The 20,170-nt window shown below is 67.0% G+C and carries 13 protein-coding genes and 1 pseudogene; 10 read left to right on the top strand and 4 right to left on the bottom strand.

Features of this window, described 5'->3' with window-relative positions; all coding sequences use genetic code 11:
- The first annotated feature begins 7 nt into the window (after nucleotides 1–7).
- Both ACVTJA_RS23280 and ACVTJA_RS23285 read left to right on the top strand, forming a co-directional pair.
- Complete coding sequence (locus ACVTJA_RS23280) at nucleotides 8–616, top strand: toxin-antitoxin system YwqK family antitoxin (RefSeq protein WP_465839269.1); 609 nt, start codon at nucleotides 8–10, stop codon at nucleotides 614–616.
- A 271-nt stretch (nucleotides 617–887) separates the two neighbouring features.
- A complete protein-coding gene (locus ACVTJA_RS23285; RefSeq protein WP_465839270.1) occupies nucleotides 888–2,273 on the top strand; it encodes an amidohydrolase family protein in 1,386 nt (461 codons plus the stop codon).
- Nucleotides 2,274–2,285: 12 nt separating this feature from the next.
- Here ACVTJA_RS23285 and ACVTJA_RS23290 read toward each other — a convergent pair whose 3' ends face one another.
- Both ACVTJA_RS23290 and ACVTJA_RS23295 read right to left on the bottom strand, forming a co-directional pair.
- Nucleotides 2,286–2,990, bottom strand: coding sequence for a TetR/AcrR family transcriptional regulator (locus ACVTJA_RS23290; RefSeq protein WP_465839271.1), 705 nt, complete (start codon nucleotides 2,988–2,990; stop codon nucleotides 2,286–2,288).
- Nucleotides 2,991–3,248: 258 nt separating this feature from the next.
- Nucleotides 3,249–3,755: a nuclease A inhibitor family protein gene (locus ACVTJA_RS23295; RefSeq protein WP_465839272.1), complete on the bottom strand. Its 507-nt coding sequence runs from the start codon at nucleotides 3,753–3,755 to the stop codon at nucleotides 3,249–3,251.
- Nucleotides 3,756–4,139: 384 nt separating this feature from the next.
- Between ACVTJA_RS23295 and ACVTJA_RS23300 the strand changes: the two genes are divergently transcribed.
- The 7 genes and pseudogenes from ACVTJA_RS23300 to ACVTJA_RS23330 all read left to right on the top strand — a co-directional run.
- Nucleotides 4,140–5,237, top strand: coding sequence for a hypothetical protein (locus tag ACVTJA_RS23300; protein ID WP_465839273.1), 1,098 nt, complete (start codon nucleotides 4,140–4,142; stop codon nucleotides 5,235–5,237).
- Between the two features lie 599 nt (nucleotides 5,238–5,836).
- Entirely contained in the window at nucleotides 5,837–8,953 is a 3,117-nt protein-coding gene (locus ACVTJA_RS23305) for an HzsA-related protein (RefSeq protein ID WP_465839274.1), read from the top strand.
- A 98-nt stretch (nucleotides 8,954–9,051) separates the two neighbouring features.
- Nucleotides 9,052–10,764, top strand: a complete 1,713-nt coding sequence (locus tag ACVTJA_RS23310; RefSeq protein WP_465839275.1) for a hypothetical protein — start codon at nucleotides 9,052–9,054, stop codon at nucleotides 10,762–10,764.
- A 28-nt stretch (nucleotides 10,765–10,792) separates the two neighbouring features.
- A complete protein-coding gene (locus tag ACVTJA_RS23315) occupies nucleotides 10,793–12,163 on the top strand; it encodes a Kelch repeat-containing protein (protein ID WP_465839276.1) in 1,371 nt (456 codons plus the stop codon).
- Nucleotides 12,164–13,278: 1,115 nt separating this feature from the next.
- Nucleotides 13,279–13,716 (top strand): hypothetical protein, encoded by a 438-nt coding sequence (locus ACVTJA_RS23320; protein ID WP_465839277.1) that lies wholly within the window; start codon nucleotides 13,279–13,281, stop codon nucleotides 13,714–13,716.
- Between the two features lie 191 nt (nucleotides 13,717–13,907).
- The gene (locus ACVTJA_RS23325; protein ID WP_465839278.1) at nucleotides 13,908–14,933 is read left to right on the top strand and encodes a polysaccharide deacetylase family protein; all 1,026 of its coding nucleotides are present in this window, start codon (nucleotides 13,908–13,910) and stop codon (nucleotides 14,931–14,933) included.
- Between the two features lie 10 nt (nucleotides 14,934–14,943).
- Nucleotides 14,944–15,072 (top strand): annotated as a pseudogene (locus ACVTJA_RS23330) (IS5/IS1182 family transposase); the annotation flags it as partial.
- A 65-nt stretch (nucleotides 15,073–15,137) separates the two neighbouring features.
- On the opposite strand, the gene ACVTJA_RS23335 reads toward ACVTJA_RS23330, so the two are convergent.
- Both ACVTJA_RS23335 and ACVTJA_RS23340 read right to left on the bottom strand, forming a co-directional pair.
- Entirely contained in the window at nucleotides 15,138–17,123 is a 1,986-nt protein-coding gene (locus ACVTJA_RS23335; RefSeq protein WP_465839280.1) for a hypothetical protein, read from the bottom strand.
- A 214-nt stretch (nucleotides 17,124–17,337) separates the two neighbouring features.
- On the bottom strand, nucleotides 17,338–18,594 hold the full coding sequence (locus tag ACVTJA_RS23340; RefSeq protein WP_465839282.1) for a type 2 periplasmic-binding domain-containing protein: 1,257 nt from the start codon (nucleotides 18,592–18,594) through the stop codon (nucleotides 17,338–17,340).
- A gap of 364 nt (nucleotides 18,595–18,958) precedes the next feature.
- On the opposite strand from ACVTJA_RS23340, the gene ACVTJA_RS23345 reads away from it, so the two are divergent.
- Nucleotides 18,959–20,164, top strand: a complete 1,206-nt coding sequence (locus ACVTJA_RS23345) for an IS701 family transposase (protein WP_465839284.1) — start codon at nucleotides 18,959–18,961, stop codon at nucleotides 20,162–20,164.
- Nucleotides 20,165–20,170: the final 6 nt, after the last annotated feature.

Below are 20,170 nucleotides of genomic sequence, written 5' to 3' on the forward strand. Positions count from 1 at the left end.
TCGCGCCATGAGCCCGTCCCCCCGTCGCAGCGACGCACGTCCCCCGTCGGCATGGTGGTCCGAGAGCGAGCGGGAATGGGTGGAGGGCCCGCGCGACGCCGAGGAGCGCCTCCATGGCCTGGTCCGCTATTGGGACGCCGAGGAGCGCTTCATCTCCGAGTGCGAGCACCAGCACGGCCAGCCCCATGGCCGGGCCCGCCGCTACCACGTCGATGGCTCGCTGGCCCAGGAGTGCACCTATGTCCTGGGCCGGCTCGAGGGCGTCCGCAGCTGCTACCGGCCCGAGACTGCGGGCGTGGAGGCCCTGCGCGTGCTCGCCCAGGCCGCGCCCACCGTCACGGTCTACGAGTGTGAGTACGAGCAGGGCAACCTCGTGGCGACCCGCTTCCGCGACCACTCCGGAGCCGAGGTCAATCTCGAGATGCGCCTGTGGTACCGGAATGGGCAGCTCCGCGAGGAGAAGCGCGAGGATGGCTCTTGCCGCGCCTTCCATACCTCACCGGCCTCGAATGGCTCGAGCTGGGTCGCGTCCAGCTCTCACCGGCGACACGAGAGGCATTGCACGCCCGCTACGGGGCTCGCGTCAGGTTCCAGCTCCCATGAGCCCCTGTGCTGAAGGAGAGGACACCGCGATAGGAACGCCCTCGCGGTAGCCTCGCTCCCTGGCTGGGGCCACGCGAATGCGTGATGGGCGAGCGCGGTTTTCGGGAGCCCTTCGCCTGGGTGCACTGCATACGGGTGAAGTACGGCACCGCGACATCCGCCGCTGTGCGCACCTCCTGCTCGGCGGTGACCGCCCGATGGAGGCTTCCAGCTCGCCGGGTTGCTGTCGGCGCCGCATTTAGTTTACGGTGTATATAAATTCTGAATGACAGGAGGCGCGCGGCATGGGCGACCGATGGCTGCTTCGTGGTGCGGAGGTCATCACCTGCGACCCGGAGCAGGAGGACCTGCCGCGTGGCGACATCCTGGTGGAGGACGGGGTCATCGCCGCGATGGGGCCCGACCTGCGCGCTGGCGACTGCCGGGTGCTCGACCTGGGTGGGAAGCTCGTCATTCCAGGGCTCATCGATACGCACCGGCACACGTGGCAGACGCCGCTTCGCGCGCTGGGCGCGGACTGGACGGTCATGGACTATCTGGCGGCGGTGCGCGTGAGGCTCGCGCCCGCCTTCCGGCCGGAGGACATCCATGCCGCCAACCTGGCCGGAGCACTGGAGGCGCTGGACGCGGGCATCACCACCCTCGTGGACTACTCTCACTGCATGGAGTCTCCCGAGCACGCGGATGCCGCGCTCTCCGCGCTCGAGGACGCGCGCATCCGGGCCCTCTTCGCCTACGGCTATGCGGCGGGCCCCCGTGAGAGCCCCTCGCTGCCGACGCACGCGAGCCGACTCCAGGAGGCACGGCGCCTGCGGACCACGCGCCTCGCCTCGGACGATGGGCTGGTGCGGCTGGGCATCGCCCTGACGGAGATGCAGGTTCCCTGGGAGCAGAGCCGCGCCGAGCTGCGCTCCGCGCGCGAGCTCGGTGTCCCCATCACCGCCCACTGCTCCGCGTGGCCCGTGTCAGGCCCGAGCGAGGTGCAGCGCCTGGCGGACGAGGGGCTGCTCGGGCCGGACCTGCTCTTCGTCCACTGCACCTGGAGCTCCGACGAGGACCTGTCGCGCATCGCCGGAAGCGGCGGCTCTCTCGCGGTGACGCCGGAGACCGAGCTGCAGATGGGCATGGGCTTCCCCATCACCGGACGGGCGCTGCGTGCCGGCGTCCGGACAACGCTCGGCTGTGACGTCGTCTCCAGCAATGGCGGAGACCTGTTCACCGCGATGCGGCTGGCCCTCCAGGTGGAGCGCGGCAGGACGAACGAGCGTGTCGGCCTGCCCCGTGCCCTCGAGCTCAAGGCCGCTCGTGTCCTCCAGATGGTGACTCTTGATGCCGCGGAGGCCCTGGGCCTGGGCCGCGTCACGGGCTCGCTCCGTCCTGGCAAGGACGCGGACCTGCTCGTTCTCTCCGCTGACGCGCTGAACCTGACGCCGCTGGGCCGACCTCGTGACGCCGTGGTGCTCCAGGCCCACGCGGGCAACGTCGAGTCGGTGATGGTGCGTGGCAGGTGGGTGAAGCTCCACGGCGCCCTGGTCGATGTCGACGTGGCCTCAGTCCGGCGCCGGGTCGTCCAGGCGCGCGACGCGGTGCTCGCGCGGGTGGGAGGCCCGGCTGCGCTGCTGGAGGAGCGAGCGTCGCTCGACGCCCACTGGGACATGGGCGGTGGGTGATGGCGCCGGCAGTCAGCTTCGGCGGGAGCGTGGGCGCTTTCGAGTGCCGTCCCGCCGCGCGTCGATGCGCCGCTGGATGCCTTCGAGCATGAAGCCCAGGCTCGTCTCGAACTCCCGTTCCACCTTCGTGGCGCGCATGTGGGGCAGGCTGTGGGCGATGCCCGGGTAGTCGGCGGCGGGGAGTGCCGCGGCGGCCGTGTAGAACTTCTGGAAGGGTGACTCCGGAGCGCTGGCGTCCCACGGCTCCTGCCTGCGGACGGCGCCGGCCAGCCAGGAGAAGAAGGTGTTGTGCAGCGCTCCCGCCTCCTTCCAGGGGATGCCGGCGTCGTGCAGCTTGCGCACCGTCCTGTCGAGGACGACGAGCGAGGTGTGGGCGATGGGACCCTCTTCGAGGAGGAAGTCCATGACGCCCCGGTGCGCCAGTCCGAGGGCCCGCACGCGCTTCGCCAGCTCCCGGAGCCAGGCCACCGGCTCCAGGCGCTCGTCCGGGAACACGAGGGGCGCGAGAATCGCCTCGACGGTCAGGAGCGCGAGCTCATCCCGGTTCTCGACGTGCTTGTACACGGCCATGGGAGTCGCCCCCAGGCGCTCCGCCAGCGTCCGCATGGAGAGCTGCCGCAGCCCCTGCTCCCGGACGAGGCCGACGGCGGCCTCCACCACCAGGGCGCGTGAGAGTCGGGGAGGGCGTCCGCGCGCCGCTCGCTCATCGGAAGTCATTCACCCGAGCATAGGGCACGGCCGCCGGTTGTAGACGCCTGCGTATGAAGGCCGGTCCCTCGCCGCTCCTCAGTGCGCGGTGAAGCCGCCATCAACCGGCAGGCCGACGCCAATCACGAAGCTCGCGCCCGGGCTGCAGAGGCCGGTGCGATGGCCGATGGCGGAGCGCCCGCGATCGAAGGCAGCACGGTCTATGCCCTGTCCGGTCTGGGGAAGTGCCTTCGCGCGCTCGTCACCGTGAAGGTGCAGGATGCTCGGTCAGGTCTCCGTCGTCGTGGTGCGCAGGCCGACGAGCGTCCCATCCGGCAGGCGCCCGAAGAGGAAGGTGCGCACGCGCACCACGCCCTCGCCGCGCACGAAGAGCAGCGTGAGGTCGGTCAGCACGGCCTCCATCATCCCCTGGAGGAGCATGAAGACGGAGGAGGGGCCCGGCGCATCGTCCGGGGCGCGGTCGAAGAAGAAGTCCCCCGACTCGAGGTCCAGGCGGTAGCGCGAGCCGATGCCCAGCGCGGCGCGGAGCGTGTCGGCGTTGATGGGCTCGGTGGCGGCGAGGTCCGCGCTGAACGGCGTGAAGTCGTCGTCGCTCTCGCTCATCGGGTTGAGCTGGTCATCCATCAGCGCGGAGAACGCGCGGGCCAGGTAGGGGGCCGCGTAGCCTGTGGACTGGTTGTCGGTGAACGATGCCACCGGCGTCGCGGCGAGCTTCGCGGTCTTCGTGGGCTTCTTCGTCGGGGTCTTCTTCTTCTTCGAAGCCTTCTTCGCCATGGTGTGGCTCCTCTCTTCTGGAAGACGACGCAGGAATCATTCCAACCGACTCCGACACGATGCCGAAGCTCGGCAATCTGCGCCAGATGCGGCGCGCTCCTGGACTCCTTCCTCTACCTGGCGACCCTCAACGTCCCTATCGCCGTCAACCGGTAGTGCCGGGACCGCCGCGAGGCCCATGGCGGCGGAAGCCGAGCCCACGGCAAGGCAATCTCGAGCCCCTGACGTTCACGCCCCGTCGCCTGATACATAACATGAAACATTCTCACGCAATGGACCCGACGGCGTGGCGCCTGGCTGTCCTTCCGCAATGTCAGAGCATGCGGCTAGTTTCCGCCCTGCTTCTTCAGAGGGGGTCGCATGCACGAAGACAACGGAAGCAGCATGAAACATGGGCTCGGTGGGGTGCTGTTGCTGGCGGCGGCGCTGGCATTCCAGGTGGCCTGCGGGGCGGTGGAAGGCGCGCCGGAGGCAACCGGATTGGGAGTGGCCGAGCAGGCCACCCGGGGCTTCCTCCCGGACCTGACGGTGGAGGAGGTCTCGCGAGGCTCGGGCCTCTACAAGGCGAAGTTGTGCAACAGGGGGTCCTACGGCTCGGAGAGCACCTTCACGGTGCTGATGACGAACGCGGACACGGGCGCCTCCATGCAGTCCGACCCCCAGTATCCCTATTCCGTGCCGGTGCCGGGCACCTGCATCTGGACGGGGGGCCTCTACTGCACGCACCTGGGCTCCGGGTGCGACAGCTTCATCACGCTGACCGTGCTCGTGGATGACACGAACAACGTGACGGAGACCTATGACGACAACAATACGCTGACGGTGTCCCTCCGCGAGCTCAGCGTCCTGCCGGACCTGACGGTGGATCAGGTCGTCCGCACTTCCACGGGCTACCATGCGCGGTACTGCAACCAGGGCATCGCCGACAGCACCGGCACCTTCGCGATGCGGTTCCGCAACGCGGGGACGGGGCAGATGCTCCAGACGGCGGCTACCGTCACGGTTCCAGCACAGGGCACCTGCGCCTGGACTTCCCAGGTGCCCTGCATCAATGTGGGAAGCACCTGTGTCGACACCCTCGACGTGCAGGTGACCGCGGACGTCACGGGCACGATCTCCGAGTGGAGCGAGATCAACAACGACGCGGTGGTCCACTTCACGCCGTCCTTCGCGCTGCCGGACCTGGTCGTGTCGAACGTCTGGCGGCAGGGCAGTACCTATGTCGTGTCGTACTGCAACCAGGGACTGGGGACCTCCACGAGGCTCTTCAGTCTCCGGCTGATGTACACCGCGTCGGGGTGGTCCTACACGACTCCGTCCAATCTTCCGGTGCCAGCACCGGGGCAGTGCGCGCAGACCACGAGCAACACCTGCTCCGTTCCGGGCTGCCGGCCCGGAAACTTCTGGGCCACCGTGGACGTCTCGAACGACGTGTTCGAGTCCAACGAAAGCAACAACTCCCTGTACCTGGCGGTCCCCTGAGCGGATTGGCTGTACCCCTGGGCCGGAAATCACGTGCCGTGACGATTTCCGTGCGACTTCTTCCGGCCCGGGGCCCTTTGCTTCACTTCCGTTTGCCCCTCTTTTCGACGAGCATCTCTTGTGGCTTCGATACTGCGTTGACGGCTCTCAGCGCCGCGCAGCGCAAGGCGATTGCGGATTGGGCAGACACTCTCAGTCAGGAGTGGGCATCGTCGGAGTGGATGTCGCGGTTCTCCAAAAAGGCCGCCAGGCTGGCTCGGACCTATCGCTCCGCTGGAACCTGAGCTTCCAGCGCCCGTCCGCACGCTGTGGGGGGCACTCCCCAGTCTGGGGGATGAGCGCCGCACTCATTCCTCCACGGCGTGGGCCACCTCAGCACCAAGCCCTTGAAATTCCACCCCAGTCGACCCGCCACGGGGACGGCATGGGAGTTGCCTTTCCGGCACGCCCCGCTTGCCAGAAAAGCCCCCCTCCCAGGAGTCCCCCGCCGTATGCGTCTTGCCTGTTTGATAGTCATTGCAGCCAGCGTTTGTGTCTCGAGCAGCGCGCGTGCCGAGGTTCCCATCGTCTACGTGCGCTGTCCCCGTACCGATGGTCCCGTGACGGTGTCCGGCCCGCTGACGAAGGGCGGCGTTACCACCACCCAGACCCTCACGCTGAAGCATGCGGACCTGGTGGAGATGCTCCCGGATACCGCCAACACCCTGCGCGGATTCGTGGCCCCGTGTGACCTGGTGTATCGGGATGCGAACGGCAACGAGCGGATTCTGTACGACTGCATCTCCAAGGCCACGCCCACCGAGGGCTGCGCGGCGCTGGATCCGGCCGTCTCCTTTGACGGGCGCACCGTGGCCTTCGCTGTCTTCCGCGGCAAGCTGGCGCAGCTCGAGGCCATGGGCACGGGCCTGCTCTTCGACCCCGCGGCGGAGAACACCCAGTACTTCAGGACGACGCTGCCCGCCCACGAGTTGGAGAGTCGGGAGGCGCAGCTCTTCCTGGTGGACATTCCCTCCGGGCAGCTCACCGCGCTGCCGCACACCCCCGCGACGTTTGACTTTGGACCGGCCTGGATGGCGGACGGGCGGCTTGCCTTCACGTCCACCCGGGCCCTGGACTTCCGTACCCAGCCCCGCTGCGGTGCGGACCAGGGACCCGTGCCGCAGCTCTTCAGCATGGACGTGACGGGAAGGAACGTCGAGCGGGCATCGCCCCATGCCCTCTCCGGTGAGCTGCACCCGCTGCAACTCGACGACGGGCGGCTTGCGTTCTCGAGCTGGCAGATGTTCGGGATGATGACCGCCCACAGCAAGGGGCCGGTGACGGGTTGCACGACGCTGGCCAACCTCTTCCAGCTCTATACCCAGAACCCGGATGGCGCCGGCGGCTTCGCCCTCTACGGCCAGCACCTGGGAGACGCCACGGCAACGGAGTACGGCCAGGTGCCCAGCCACGTGGCGGCGCACTTCCTCGGGCAGACGAGCGACCGCCGGGTGTGGAGCGCCGAGTACTACCGGGGCAACAACCTGGGCCTCGGCGCGGTGGTGGGCTTCCCCTTGCTTCCCGAGGGACAGGAGGGCCTCAACGTGGAACAGGCCAAGGCCCTGAAGGTCACGCCCTTCCGCATCCCCGGCCAGGTGCAGGTGGCTCGCTGGGCCTCGATGAGTGACCAGGGCTCGCCGAAGACGCCCGCGCCCGCGTGGACGCCGCCCGGGTACTCGAGCCCGCTGCAGTTCGCCGGCAAATTGGGACATCCCTCGGGCCTGCCCGGCAACCGCCTGATGCTGTCCTATGGGCTGGGGTACTGCAGCATGGCCGGGGAAAGCCTCGCGCTCCTGGGAATGAAGCGCTTCTCCTCCGAATGGGGAGATGAGCCGGCCTGCGACGTGGGCATCTACCGGACCGAGGCCCTCCCGGCCTCCGGCACCAACTTCATCGCCCACCCGAAGGACCTGGTGCCCATCGTCAACCGCCGCGAGTACCACGAATTCATGGCGCGGCCGGTGGTGACGTATCGGGATGTCTTTGGCGTGGACAAACCCGCGGTCCGTGCCCGGGCGGAAGTGGTCGCCTCCGGAGACCGCAGTCTCCCGGCCGGCACCCCCTTTGGCGTGCTTGGGGCCTCCTCCATCCTCCACCGGGAGACTCATCCCGCGGCGGGGCTGCGCTTCGAGGGCGGGGATGCCTTTGGTCAACAGGGCACGGACACCATCGCCTACGCGGATGACGAACTGTGCGGCGTGCGCATCCTCGCCGTGCTCCCCAATCGAAAGGACGAAGTCATCAAGCTCCTGGCGTCGAACGCGGTGGGCGAGCGTCTGTCCATTCTGGGCGAGTTCCCGGTGCGCAAGGTGGATGGCCAGGGGCAGGTGGTGAAGGACGGGCTGGGAATGCCAGACACCTCCTTCCGGGTTCGCTTCCCGGCAAACGTGCCCTATCTCATGCAGGGCATCGACTGCGAGGGACGCACGCTCAACACCGACCAGGCCTGGCAGTCCCTGCGGCCGGGCGAGGTGAAGACCTGCAATGGCTGTCATGTCCACTCCTCGCACGCGGACGACCTGCCATTCTCGACGACCGCGGCGGCCAGCCCCAATGCGCCCACCGTGCGCCTGGGCGAGGGGAGGGTGCCACTGCTGACGGGGGGCAATGGCGCGAACGTGGGCGTGCGGGAGGTGTCCGGCCTGGGCTATCAGGTCGAATTCGAGCGGGACGTGATGCCCATCTTCCAGGCCCGCTGCAATTCCTGTCATGGTGGGCTGAACCCGGCGGCGGGCCTCAAGCTGGACGTGCCTCGCACGGCGGACATGGCCCGGTTCCGCGTGCCGGACACCAGCACCTATTACCGGCTGGCGATGGACTTTGCGCAGGCCTTCGTCCCGGAGGCGCTGCGCTATCCGGGGCAGCTCGGCAACAACATTGCCAGGCCCAACCTGACCAAATACGTGCGGACGCTGAACGCGCGCCGCAGCCTGCTCCTGTGGAAGGCCGCGGGGCAGCGGCTGGACAACTTCACGGATGAGCAGTTCCCGTCGCGGAAGGACCCGCTGGTGCCCAACACCGGGCAGTACGACGTGGACTTCGGCGCCGCGCACCCCACCGGAATCACCCCCCAGGAGCTGGGCGTGTTGTCCCGGTGGATTGACCTGGGGGCAGGGTGGGGCGCGGACTATTTCGGAGACTCCATCCGACCCACCCTGTCCGTGGTGGCGCGCGCGAAGGGCGGAGCGCTCGAAGGCGTCTGGGTGGGTACGGCGGACGTCGGCAGCGGCGTCGAGCCGTCCTCGCTGACGGTGTGCGTGGTGCCAGCGGGCGGCGGCGCGTGTGGCGCCAACCTCGCCCCCGCGGCAGCCGCGGCAGGCACGGTGTCGGTGACCTTCCCATCCCCCCTGTCCGATGCGCAGGCCGAAGTCGTGACGAAGGTGAAGGACACCGCGGGCAACGAGTCCGAGCTGCGCTACACGGTGGGGTGGCTCCTCCAGCAGCCGCCGCCCAAGCCATCCCAGGGGCCCGACATCGTGTGGACCCCGGACGCAGGCACGGGAGGGCAGGATGGCGGCACGGGAGGGCAGGATGGCGGCACGGGCGAGGAGCCTGATGGGCCCAGGGAATCGGGAGGGTGCGGTGGGTGCAACACCGCGGGGGCGGGCCTGTCCAGTCTGCTGGGGCTTCTCTTGCTCGCAGGGGCCTCACGGCGCCGCCGGGAGGTGGGCTCATGAAGGCGTGGGCGTGGTTGTTGGCAGGGATGCTCCTGGCCGCGTGGGTGGGGTGTCTGGGGACAGGAGGCGACCCTGGAACGGAGGGGGGCGCCCCACCCGTGGAAGAAGGCCCGGGCACCCAGGATTCGGGGAGCAACGATGCGGGCTCGACGGACGCAGGCCCGAAGGACGCAGGCACGAAGGACGCAGGCCCCCTCGTCATTGACGGCGATGACACGAACTATCCCCCGGACACGCTGCTCCAGTTCCCTTCTCCGTGGCGGCTGGATGAGGAGCAGGAGTCGCGGCTGACCGTGGAGGTCGCGAACAATGTCCCGGTGCGCATCTTCGCGCTCGGGCTTCCTCCGGGGGCACGCTGGGACGAAGCCTCGCGCACGTTGGTATTTCGTCCCGACTTCATCCAGGGCGGGCGGGTGTGGCGGGTGCGCTTCCTGGTGAGGCAGGGCGATACCGTGCGGCAGGCCCTTCTCGACGTGGAGGTGAATGACACCATCCGGCCGCCGGAGCCGGTGGAGGTTTCATCCTCGGCAAGCAATTGCGGCGGCTGCTCCGTCAAGGTCTTCAGCGTGCGCACCGACACGTTCCTCGACAGCTCCGAGCTCGCGGGGCGCGAGTTCCGGTTCACGGTCGTCGTTCCCAATACCGCCTCCGCAAGTCAACGCATGCCGGTCCGGCTCGGTCTCCATGCGTATGCCTCCCCGCCGCCCGCGAATGGAACCACCGCCAACGGCAACTCCACGGCATTTGGCGTGGGGCCATCCGCGGACCCCGTCCTCAACTGGTGGACCGGCTACGCGGACATGACGCAGAGCCCGCCCGTCTTCCGGCCGTACACCCAGCGCCGCGTCATGCACATGCTCGACTTCGTCCTGCGCACCTTCCCCGGAGCGGACCCCGAGCGCGTGCATGTCGGGGGGTACTCGATGGGTGGCAGCGGCGCGAGCTTCATCAGCATCCGGTACGCGCGACACTTCGCTTCCGTGCAGAACCTGATTGGCTTCGCCACCACGCTTGCGCCGGAGCGGCCCCCCACCCAGTTGGCGCGCGATGGTGGCTTCGGGCCGCAGGATGCGGGCTATGTGGATGAGCAGGGAATGGTGGCCTGGCAGCGGTATGACCTGTCGCGGGCCCTTCGCGATGACTGGTCCGTGCAGAACCAGTTCTTCTTCACCAACCACGCCCATGACGACCAGGTCGTCTCCTTCCGCAGCATGGCAGTCGCCACAGCCCCCACGGGGTCGAGCACCTATGGGGCCCTCGAGAGCTTCCGGGTGGGCCACGAGTCCGTCTGGCACGCAGGAGGGCACTCGCAGGTGGACCCGAGCCTTGGGGCGAACTGGTGGAAGGGCCTTACCCCCGAGCAGGTGCTCCGCCGCGACAAGGCCTTTCCCGCCTTCAGCCGCAGCACTGCCAATGATCCGCCCCCGACCTTGCTGGGGGTGGATGGGGGACGCGACGTCTACAACGACGCGCGCCCGGGTGTTCTCAACCGCTATCTCCGCTGGAACCCGGACACACTCGTGGACCGCGTGGACCGCTTCGAGGTGGAGCTCTGGGCCAATGTTTCGGCCGTGGCGACGGATGGAGGCTGGCCACCGATTGGAACGGATTACTTCGGCTCCCTGCCCATCCGGGCGGACGTCACCTTGCGCCGGGTGCAGCGCTTTGTCTGTCGGCCGCGCGAGTCGCTCCGGTGGGAGTACCGAGGGGAGAGCGGCACGGTGCAGGCGGACGACCAGGGCGTGGTGACCCTGCCACAGCGTGTCTTCGAGCCCGTGGCATCACGGCTGGTGCTCACGCGCATGGAGTGAGGCGAAAGTGAAATCAGCAAAGAGAGAAATGGGCGCGCCGCTGTTCGGATTCTTCACCGTGGCCCTGGCACTGGCCGTTGCGGGCTGCCAGGGCGAGCCCTCGGAGGAGGTCGCCCCCCCAGCCGAGCAGGACGCGGGTCCTTCCATGGACGGTGGCAGTGACGCGGGCCCATCCGATGCCGGGGGGACTGACGGAGGAAGCACCGACGCCGGCTCGCCCCCGTACGATGCCGGAAGCTACGCCCCCGGCCCCGTGGACGCAGTCATCGAGGCGATGCCCGCCAATAGCTGGAAGACGCTCCCCAATACCCTGATGAAGGACGTCTGCCCTCTGCCCTACCAATCGTATTTTTGCGAGTCGGTGGTCAGCGCCTGGAGCGGTGCGGCCTACGACTCGAGCCGCGACCGGATGCTCGTCTTCGGAGGCGGACACGGGGACAGCTACTACAACAACCTCTTTGCCTTCGACGTGGGGCAGATGCGGTGGCACCGCCTCACGGAGATGCCCTCGGGTGCCACCGGTAACGCCCCCACCAGTGCCATGAAGGCGAGCGCATTCGAGACCTGCGGGTACTACCCTCGAGGGACCACCGTTCCATCCCTCCCGCGCGAGTATTTCCTCGACCCCGGGACCTATCTGAAGCCCGAGGCGTGCGACTACCCGGACGTGGCGCCGTGGGTGGATGACCAGCAACCCCGCTCCAGCCATACCTACAGCAAGAACGTCTACGACCCGTTCGAAGACAGGTTCTGCTACCTGGCCGGGTCCTACTACCCATCCGCCCAGACCAGCAGCGCGCGAGCGGTCTGCTTCTCCTTCGCCACCGGCCAGTGGAGCCGCATCGCCAACGTCCCCCAGGTGTCTCGTGGCGCCTCCGGAGTGGATGCCTTCGGGCACTTCTGGAGCGTGCCCAACGGCACGGGCAAGCTGGACGAGTACGCCCCTGCCACCAACACCTGGAAGCGCCACGCAAACAGCTTCCCGAAGGACGGCTATCCCACCACCTATCTCACCGGGGACGTGGACCGGACCCGCCACGACTTCTACGTGCTCGCCTACCAGGGCCAGATGTTCCGCTATGACCTGGATGCTCCGGATGCCCAGCTGCAGTGGCTCCAGCCTTCCGCGGGGGCACCGTCCTTCTCGGGCAGCGGGGGCCTCGTCTACGCGGATGGCCTGGACCGGTTGGCGGCGTGGAGCGGCGGGCAGACCGTGTATTTCTTCGCCCCTGCCACGAACACCTGGACCCCATATACCGGTACGGGAGACAACCCGGGAGCCGCTGAAAGCAACGGCACCTTCGGCCGCTGGCGCTACAGCCCGAAGCGCAAGGTGTTCGTGCTGGTGAACTCCAGCGTCCAGAACGTCTACCTGTACAAGCCACCCGCCTCTCCGTGACACGCGGAGCGGCGCCTGCATCCCGGTCAGCCAGCACTACGTCGAGTCGCACCCGCCCGCGGGTGCGGCTCCCGACGCGTCCGCAATCTCAAACACTGAGACCGCTCCGTGTGGAGCTTTTCAGTGATATCGCGAGTCGCGGAAATGCCTTGATCTGAACTTGAGTGTGATATTGCATTGTCACCTCACCTGCGAAAAGGAGTGTCATCATGTTTCTGCGTGGGCTGGCGATGGCCGCTGTTGTTTCTGTCTTCGGGATGGGCTGTGGTGGAACGGAGGTGACGGAGGGAGTCGAGAGCAGTGGTCAGCCGGGGCAGGACTCCTCCGAGCTCACCGGCGAAACCTGCGACGTGCTCCAGACCCGGGCTTGTATCTTTGACTCGTCGAGAGGCTGTTATTGGGCCAGTGGCGCTCTGGGCGAGTGCTACTGTCAGGGCGCCCCCAACACGTGGTTCTGCTGGGTCAGCGACTGACGGCCCTGCCGTGGCATCTCGCAAGCGGGTAATCTCCGCTTACGTCTGGCCCTCATGGTGGAAGGCCCGGACAATGGGATGGTGACGCAGTAGCGACAAGGTAGAGCGGCCCGCTCTGAGTTCTCTGGGGCGGGCCGCTGTACGTTCGGCGGTGCACGTGCGACGCGATTGACGTCGCAGTCCTTCCCAGCAGGGGCTGAAGTCGCCGGCCCACGCCTCGTCGGGATCGAGCCTCTCTGCGAGCCGATCCATCTCCGCGTCGTCGGTCGAACCGGATGCCATCCATTCGAGCACCAGCGCGAGGGCGTGGGCCTCCTCGTTTCCGCCCTGCCGCAGCTCGGAGAGCCTGCGATGGCGACTTGGGCGACCGGATAGGTGTCACGACGACCGGCGACCAAGAGCCACGACGTCAGCGCATCGTAGTCCTCTGCGGAAGGGCGAGCTTCCGCGCCTTGCCCTTGGCGGGGAGGTGGAACGCCTGCGCGTCGGTGTGCAGCCGGAGGGTGGAGGCCACGTAGCCGTAGGGAAGCGCCTTGGGCAGCTTGGTGCGCGTCCAGCCTGTTTCGCACGGTCGTTCAATTCACGACCCCGGCCGCGGCCCGCTGGAAGTACGCAGACGGCATCTGATTCGGCTTCTGAGCCATGACTCCCGAACCCTTCAAACAGCGAATGCTCGCCATCTCCCAACGTGGGGAGATGTTCATCAATCCGGAGTGCGCCGAGGGAGCCGCGCTGCACCTGAGCCATGTCTGGCTTTCCTCGGCCCGTCCTGAATGGGACTTCGAGCGCACCCGGGAGCTGTGGAGGTCGGTGGCCCACGATGTCGCCCACCGTCCATGGCTCTCGGGAGACCAGGAGGCGCTCGGGCGCTACAGGGCCTGGCGCTGGGGGGCTCGGGAGGAGCTTGCCCGGAAGCAGGTGGTCCAGGCCTATGAGCGGGTCTCCGCCGCGCTTCGCTGGACGTCCCTGGCGGAGCCCGCTTCCGGGAGCTGGGGGGCGTTGTTGCTGGCGCGCCCCGAGCTCGCGGGGCCTCCGGATGTCCTGGATGTGGAGTCCCTGCTCGCGTCAAAAAACTCCTGAGGGCGCCTCCTCCGGCCGTACGCGGCGTAGTTCCCCTCCAGGTCGTGGAACTCCCAGGAGATGAAGAGCACCAGGGTTCGCTCCCGGACAGGAGGACCCCATTGACTGGGGCGAGCCATCCGTCGAACAACTAAATCAATAGTTGAAATCCAACTAAGGCCTTAGTAGTTTGCGGCTCGAAGGTTGGGACCGTGTCCAAGTCATCCGAGAACGAAGCGCCCAGACCGCTCACGCCCGTGGAGCTGGATGGGATGCGGTTCGTCTGGCGCAAGGCTTGTTCAACGAAAGGAACCGCGGTGCGAAATTCGACCGTCCGATTCATCACCGCCGCCGCGCTCGCTTTGGCGGCGATGGCCGCCCAAGCGCAATCCGTCGCCTTCACGTTCGACGACGGCCCGCATGTCAGCGACACGCCGCGCATGAACGCGCAGCAGCGCAACCAGGCCATGCTTGATGCACTGGCAAAACATCGCGTGCAGGCCGCGCTGTTCGTCACGGCGGGAAACGGCGCCAATACCGAGGCTGGCCTGACGCTGGCGCGTGCGTGGGGGAAGGCAGGCCACGCGATCGGCAACCATACAATGACGCATCCGGACCTGCACAAGGTGCCGCTTGATGCATACCAGCGCGAGATACTCGATTGCGACCGCATCATCAGCGACCTGCCGGGCTATCAGAAGTGGTTCCGCTTTACCTTCCTTCGCGAAGGGAACACGCCGGAGAAGCTCGACGGCATGCGCAGCTTCCTCAAGCAGCAGGGCTACCGGAATGCGTACGTGAGCGTCGATACCAGCGACTGGCGGCTCAATGACAAGTTGGTGGAGACGCTGAAGAAGAATCCTGCCGCCGACGTGAGCGCGATCAGAGATGCCTATCTGAGTCACATCCGCCAGCGAGCCCTCGCCTATCGCGACTTGTCGCAGAAGCTGCAGGGCCGAGATATCGCGCAGGTGATTCTCCTGCACCACAACCTGATCAACGCGCTGTGGCTGGACGATGTGATTGCGATGTTCAGGCAGATGGGGTGGACCCTCACAACGCCGCAGGCGGCGTTCGCCGACCCGATATATGCGCTCGCGCCGGATCGTCCGGTCGCAGGGCAAAGCCTGCTGCTGTCGATGGCCCGCGCGCTGGGCCTCGGCAGGTTCGAGGGATGGGAACGGCTGGTTGATGACGGCGATTACGAAATCGCCGCGCTGGCTGCGAAAGGATTATAGGAACCCGGCCCACGTCGCGCAGAACGCCAGCGCCCGACGCCGTACGGCCATTGATGGCCGAACGACAGCGAGCGCCGGCTACTGCTTGAGCCAGCGGGCACGCAAGAGAATCGAGGAGAATGGGGGTTGGATGAAGAGCGGCTGGGGCCCGTTTCTCACGTCAAGGGAGGACAAACCGAGCCTGGATGCAACGCGCCGTGCGCATCAGAGCTCGCAATTGACCCAGACGGAGTCCTGGCGATAGACGCCCGTCTTCCCTGTGACGGGCTTGAAGTCATATTCACACCCACCGTAGGGAGGGAAGTTCGAGAACCCGGCGCTCCTGAACCGGACGATCGTGTTCTGGAGGTTCGTCTGGGTCGGCTTGAAGTGTCCGCTGTCATTGGTGATCCACTGGATCACGCCATTGTTCAGCTTGATGGTGCCCGCGCCGATGACATTGATTTGCTGCCGGGCGTCTTGTCCCGGGGGCGTGTTCGGCCTGGGCAAGCCCGCGATCGACCCCATCAGGATCCCGGCATGGGTCGTCAATCGCGGCCTGGTGCAATAACGGGTCGAGCTGTCCGGCGGCTTGGTCTCGTTGATACAGTTGGCCGAGCCGCGAATCTGGATGAACCGGCCATCGACGTTGATCATGTAGATGCGACCGTCCCGGGCGTCGATGACGTACAACGTCTCGCTCACGGAGCTCACGGCCCAGGTGCTCACCGGCGTGTTGGTCGTCTTGTAGTAGGCGACCCCATTGCTGAAGACGACCTCGTAATCCGCGAGCGCGTCGTTCGGGATGCCCTTGGCGCAATTGGAGACGCCCAGCCAGGACTCGCATACGCCATTGGCGGTCGTCCCGCTGTCGTTGTACTCCAGGTAGACTGGGAAGTCCTTGCAGATCTGGCCGGCAGGGCAGGCGGGTTGGCAGATGCCATTGGCATTGACGCTCAAGCCCGTTGCGCACGTGCTGACCGTTCTGGAGCAGGAGCAGGACTCCTTGATGCAGCAGAAGTTGAACGGCCAGTAGACGCACACTTCCTCGGCGCATTGGGAGCACGGCTTCTGGTTGGCACCACCGCAGGCCGCGTCAGTGACGGACGTCCTGGCCAGGGCGCTTGTAGAGTCGAAGTCGCTCGAGAACCCGGAGCCATGGCCTCTGCTCTGCGCGATATCCGCGGAGGTGATGGTGAACCCCCGGCTGGCCGCGAGCGAGATGAGGAGGCTGTCGGTCGTGGCGGTACGCAAAGCGGCCATGAGGCTGTGGTCGTTGACCGCCGCGTCGAGCAAGGCGTTCATTGCCGCGTTGTACGTGGGCTGTCCCGGGGTAGGGGGCGTCATGCAGGTGACCGTCGAGGACGGAGAGGTCACCGTGGAGCTCACGAAGTCGAACCAGGGTTGCTGCTTGATCGCGCACAACTGCTTGCCAGCGCCGTGCTCCACATAGGGGTCGAGGATCTGGCCCGAGCCACTGCCGAAGGGGGCGGGGGCGCCATAGTTCGCCACGCCGTTCGTCCACCACGCCTGACCGCTGAGGGCCGTGGGCCAGATGACATGGTTCGCCGTCGTCGCCCCGCTCATCTGGGGGACGATGAGGTCGGTCCACTTCAGGGTGAAGGTGTTGCTCCCTTGCCCCTTGAAGACCAGCGTGTGGTTCGTGGCATCGACCGCGATGTCCCAGATATAGCGGGCCCCCGCCTTCTCGATGAGGCTCACGACGTTGCCGCTGGCGTCATACGCGACGATGGCCATCCCCAGCCTGTTGTCGAGGTAGCTCAGGGCCCAGTAGGTCAGGCCGTTCGCGGTGATGACGGGACACATGTCGCTGGCGTCCAGCGTGTCCGGCCCCTGCAAGCAGGTCTTCTTCAGCTCGATGGGCACGCGCAGGGGCGTGGCCGCGTCGACGAAGTGGACGGTCGGGATGATCGTCGCGGTCCCGGAGGTGCTCGGGAGCGCGCAGCCACACACGGCCTGTCCTCCTCCCGAATCGATACATGCCTTCACGGGAGGGTGGCTGGGATTGTTGCTCCAGTTTCCCGTGAACACCATTCCGTATTGCGTGCAGACCGGGGCGCACACAGTGGGGGCCGAAGAGTTGTTGGCGATCTGTGGGCTGCAACGGTCGCCGATCGCCGCGTGGGCCATGGGGGCCGTGAGGAATGCCACGGCGGCAGACAAGACCACTGCTCTTTCAAAGAGTGTCATGAGGGTTCCTTGTTGGGCTGCTGTCTCTTGCGCGCCTGGATTGGGTGTGGGGCGGGGACAATCAGGCGGCGGGTTCGAGTATAGGCGTCCGTCGTCAAACCCTGTCAAACCATGTGGCGCCCCAGCGGCCCCGGACAGGAATTGCCCACGGGCCCGCATAGGGGAACATCGACCTTCCTCGCACGTCGTGCCCACCGTGCCCGCGTGATGTCCTCTACCGGGTGATGGCCTCCAGGATGTCGTCACGCATCTGCCCGCGGATGTCCAGCAGGCCCTCGTTGGGGAAGGGCCTGCCGTCCAGCACCTCCAGGGCGATGCTGGGATAGAACGGATCCCTGCGGACCTTCGGCGTCGCGTAGGCATCCAGCGTGGCGGGCACGAGGTAGCGCGGCACCCGCGTTCCCGCCGGAGCATCCTCGCTCATCAGAATCCACTCGAAGGTGCTCGGCCGGCTCATGTACTCCACGAACTTGCGCGCCGCCTGCTCGCACGCGCCAGTGCAGCGGACCGACAAGAAGTACGAGTCCGTGAAGAGGATGGGACGGTTGCCCTCGCCCAGGGGCGCGGAGGACAGCTTGATGTCGGACGCGCTCTGGCCCTCGGGCAGGTTCTTCAGGATGACGTGCAGGCGCTCCGAGTAGCCGATGGTGACGTCCGCCTGCCCCTGCGCGAAGCGTGTCGCGGCGAGGTCGTAGTTGTCGCTGTAGGTGCCGTCCACGCAGGGGTTGGCCCCATTGGTTTCGCAGGCCTGGGTGACGCGGCGCAGGCCATCGAGCGCGGCCGGGTCATAGTAGGACGTGGTGACGGCGGACTCGATGCGCCTCGCCCCGTTCGTGTCCGCCCACGCATCGAGGTACAGGGCGGGCAGGTTCCAGCTCCCGAGCAGGTCCGCGGCGATGTCGGGCGCCGGCGTCTGCCGGGCCTCCAGCGCCTGGAGCAGGTCGCTCACCGTCCGGGCCCGGCGCACGTTCTCGTCGCGCGAGATGACGAAGTGGCCGCAGAGCCAGTGGGGAATGCCGTAGAGCTTCCCCTGGTGGAACGAGGAGGCGACTCCGGCGGGATGCCAGAAGACGTTCTCCGGGAGCCGGGACCACGGCCTCACTGCTCCGGTGGCGACGAGCTCTCCCAGAATCACCGTGTCCGTCTCGATGACGTCGTAGTTGCATTCCCCTTCTCCCTTCAGGGAGCGCGCAATCGTGGACGGCTCATAGAAGTCGTCCTGGAAGCACGAGGGGTTGAGCACGAGGTCGACGTCGGGATGCTGCTGCTCGAACTCCGTCTCCAGGCGCGTGAGCAGGGACGCGAACTGGTCCCCGGCCGCGTCCGGGATGTAGGGGTAGATGGGGACGCGAAGGGTGACGCGACCATTCGAGAGAGGGGCCTCCGTCTGGGCCTGGGCGGTGCGGACACCGGTAAGGGAGAAGACGGCGGCCGTCAGGATGCCCAGGGACTTCGATGCATGTGCGCTCACGTGAATCGACCTCCAGATGTCAGGACCGCGAATGCAGACCTGTCTTCAACCAGCAAAACAGGAATAGCATGAGCGGGTGACTACGGGGGCCGCGACAGGGCCCGGACGTACCGCCTCCAGTGCGGGCGCGGGAGGCGGCTCGGGCGATGACCCGCGCCTACGTCTTGAAGACCTCCACGCTGTGCAGATCGCGGTGCAGAAGGTGCACCTTCAGGATGCCGGCGAAAGCGCGGAAGCCCAGCACCTCGTAACACTACTGCGTTAGGGGTATGCGGGGGAGCGAGCGACTGAGGGCTGCGCGCCCTTGGCTACCATTGCGTTGTGCGCCCGGTGTCCTACTCATGAAGTAGGTATGGACTCCATCATGAATGCCGCTGCTGTGCAGCGGCTTGAGAGGTACTTCCAGCGAATCGGGGACGTGCTCGGCGAGGAGAGCCGGCGTGGCTCGTTCGCCCTCTATGCCATGGGCCTGCTGGGAGACGGGGAGCGCAAGAGCGTCGAGCCCATCGCCGCCCGCGCATGCCCGGACCCCGGAGGGGTGGATGCCATGCACCAACGGCTGTTGCACTTCGCCGTGGACTCGAAGTGGAGCGACCGGGACGTGCGGCGGGCGGCGGCGCAATACGCGCTGGAGGCGATGACCTCGCGCGAGCCGGTGGAAGTCTGGATTGTGGACGACACGGGCTTCCTCAAGCAGGGCAAGCACTCAGTGGGCGTGCAGCGGCAGTACACCGGCTCGGCGGGCAAGGTGACCAACTGCCAGATTGGCGTCAGCCTCAGTGTCGCCACCCGCACCGAGCACCTGCCCCTCGACTTCGAGCTGTACCTGCCCGAGTGCTGGGCCCAAGACGAAACGCGCCGCCGCGAGGCCCGCATCCCCGCCGACGTCTCCTTCAGAACCAAGCCTCAACTCGCATTGCAAATGATTGACCGGGCCATGGAAGACGGCGTCCCTCCGGGGATTGTCCTGGCGGACACCGCCTACGGCAGCTCCAGCCAGTTCCGTGCCCATCTGCGCTCGCTGGGCTTGCACTACGCGGTGGCGGTGGACCCAAGGACCACCGTCTGCCTGTTGGATAAGAAGGGGCGTCCCCGAAAGGACGCGCGGAGCGTTGCGGACCTGGCCTTGCGCATTCATGAGCGGGGAGGTTTTCGACGGTGCACCTGGCGCCAGGGTACACAGGAAGCCTTGTCGGCGCGCTTCGCCTTGCGTCGCGTCGTCGCCGCGGGCGTGCCTCAGCGAGAGCAGGAGCCCCTGTGGCTGCTTATCGAGTGGCGAGACGGTGAACCCGAGCCGGCCAATTACTTCCTCGCTTCCCTGCCGGAGCGCAGGACGAAAAAGCAACTCATCCGTTTGGTGATGCAGCGCTGGAGAACCGAGCGCGTCTACGAGGACCTCAAGGGTGAGCTGGGCCTGGACCATTACGAAGGCCGCCGCTTCCCGGGCTGGCATCACCATGTCTCCGTGGCGCTGTGCTGCTACGCGTTCCTCGTGGCCGAACGCGCGCGGCGTTTTTCCCCCTCGGCCCGAGGGGCGGCTGAAACCTACACGCAGCCACTCTCGGCCTGAGCGCTA

The organism is Pyxidicoccus sp. M6, assembly GCF_055568925.1.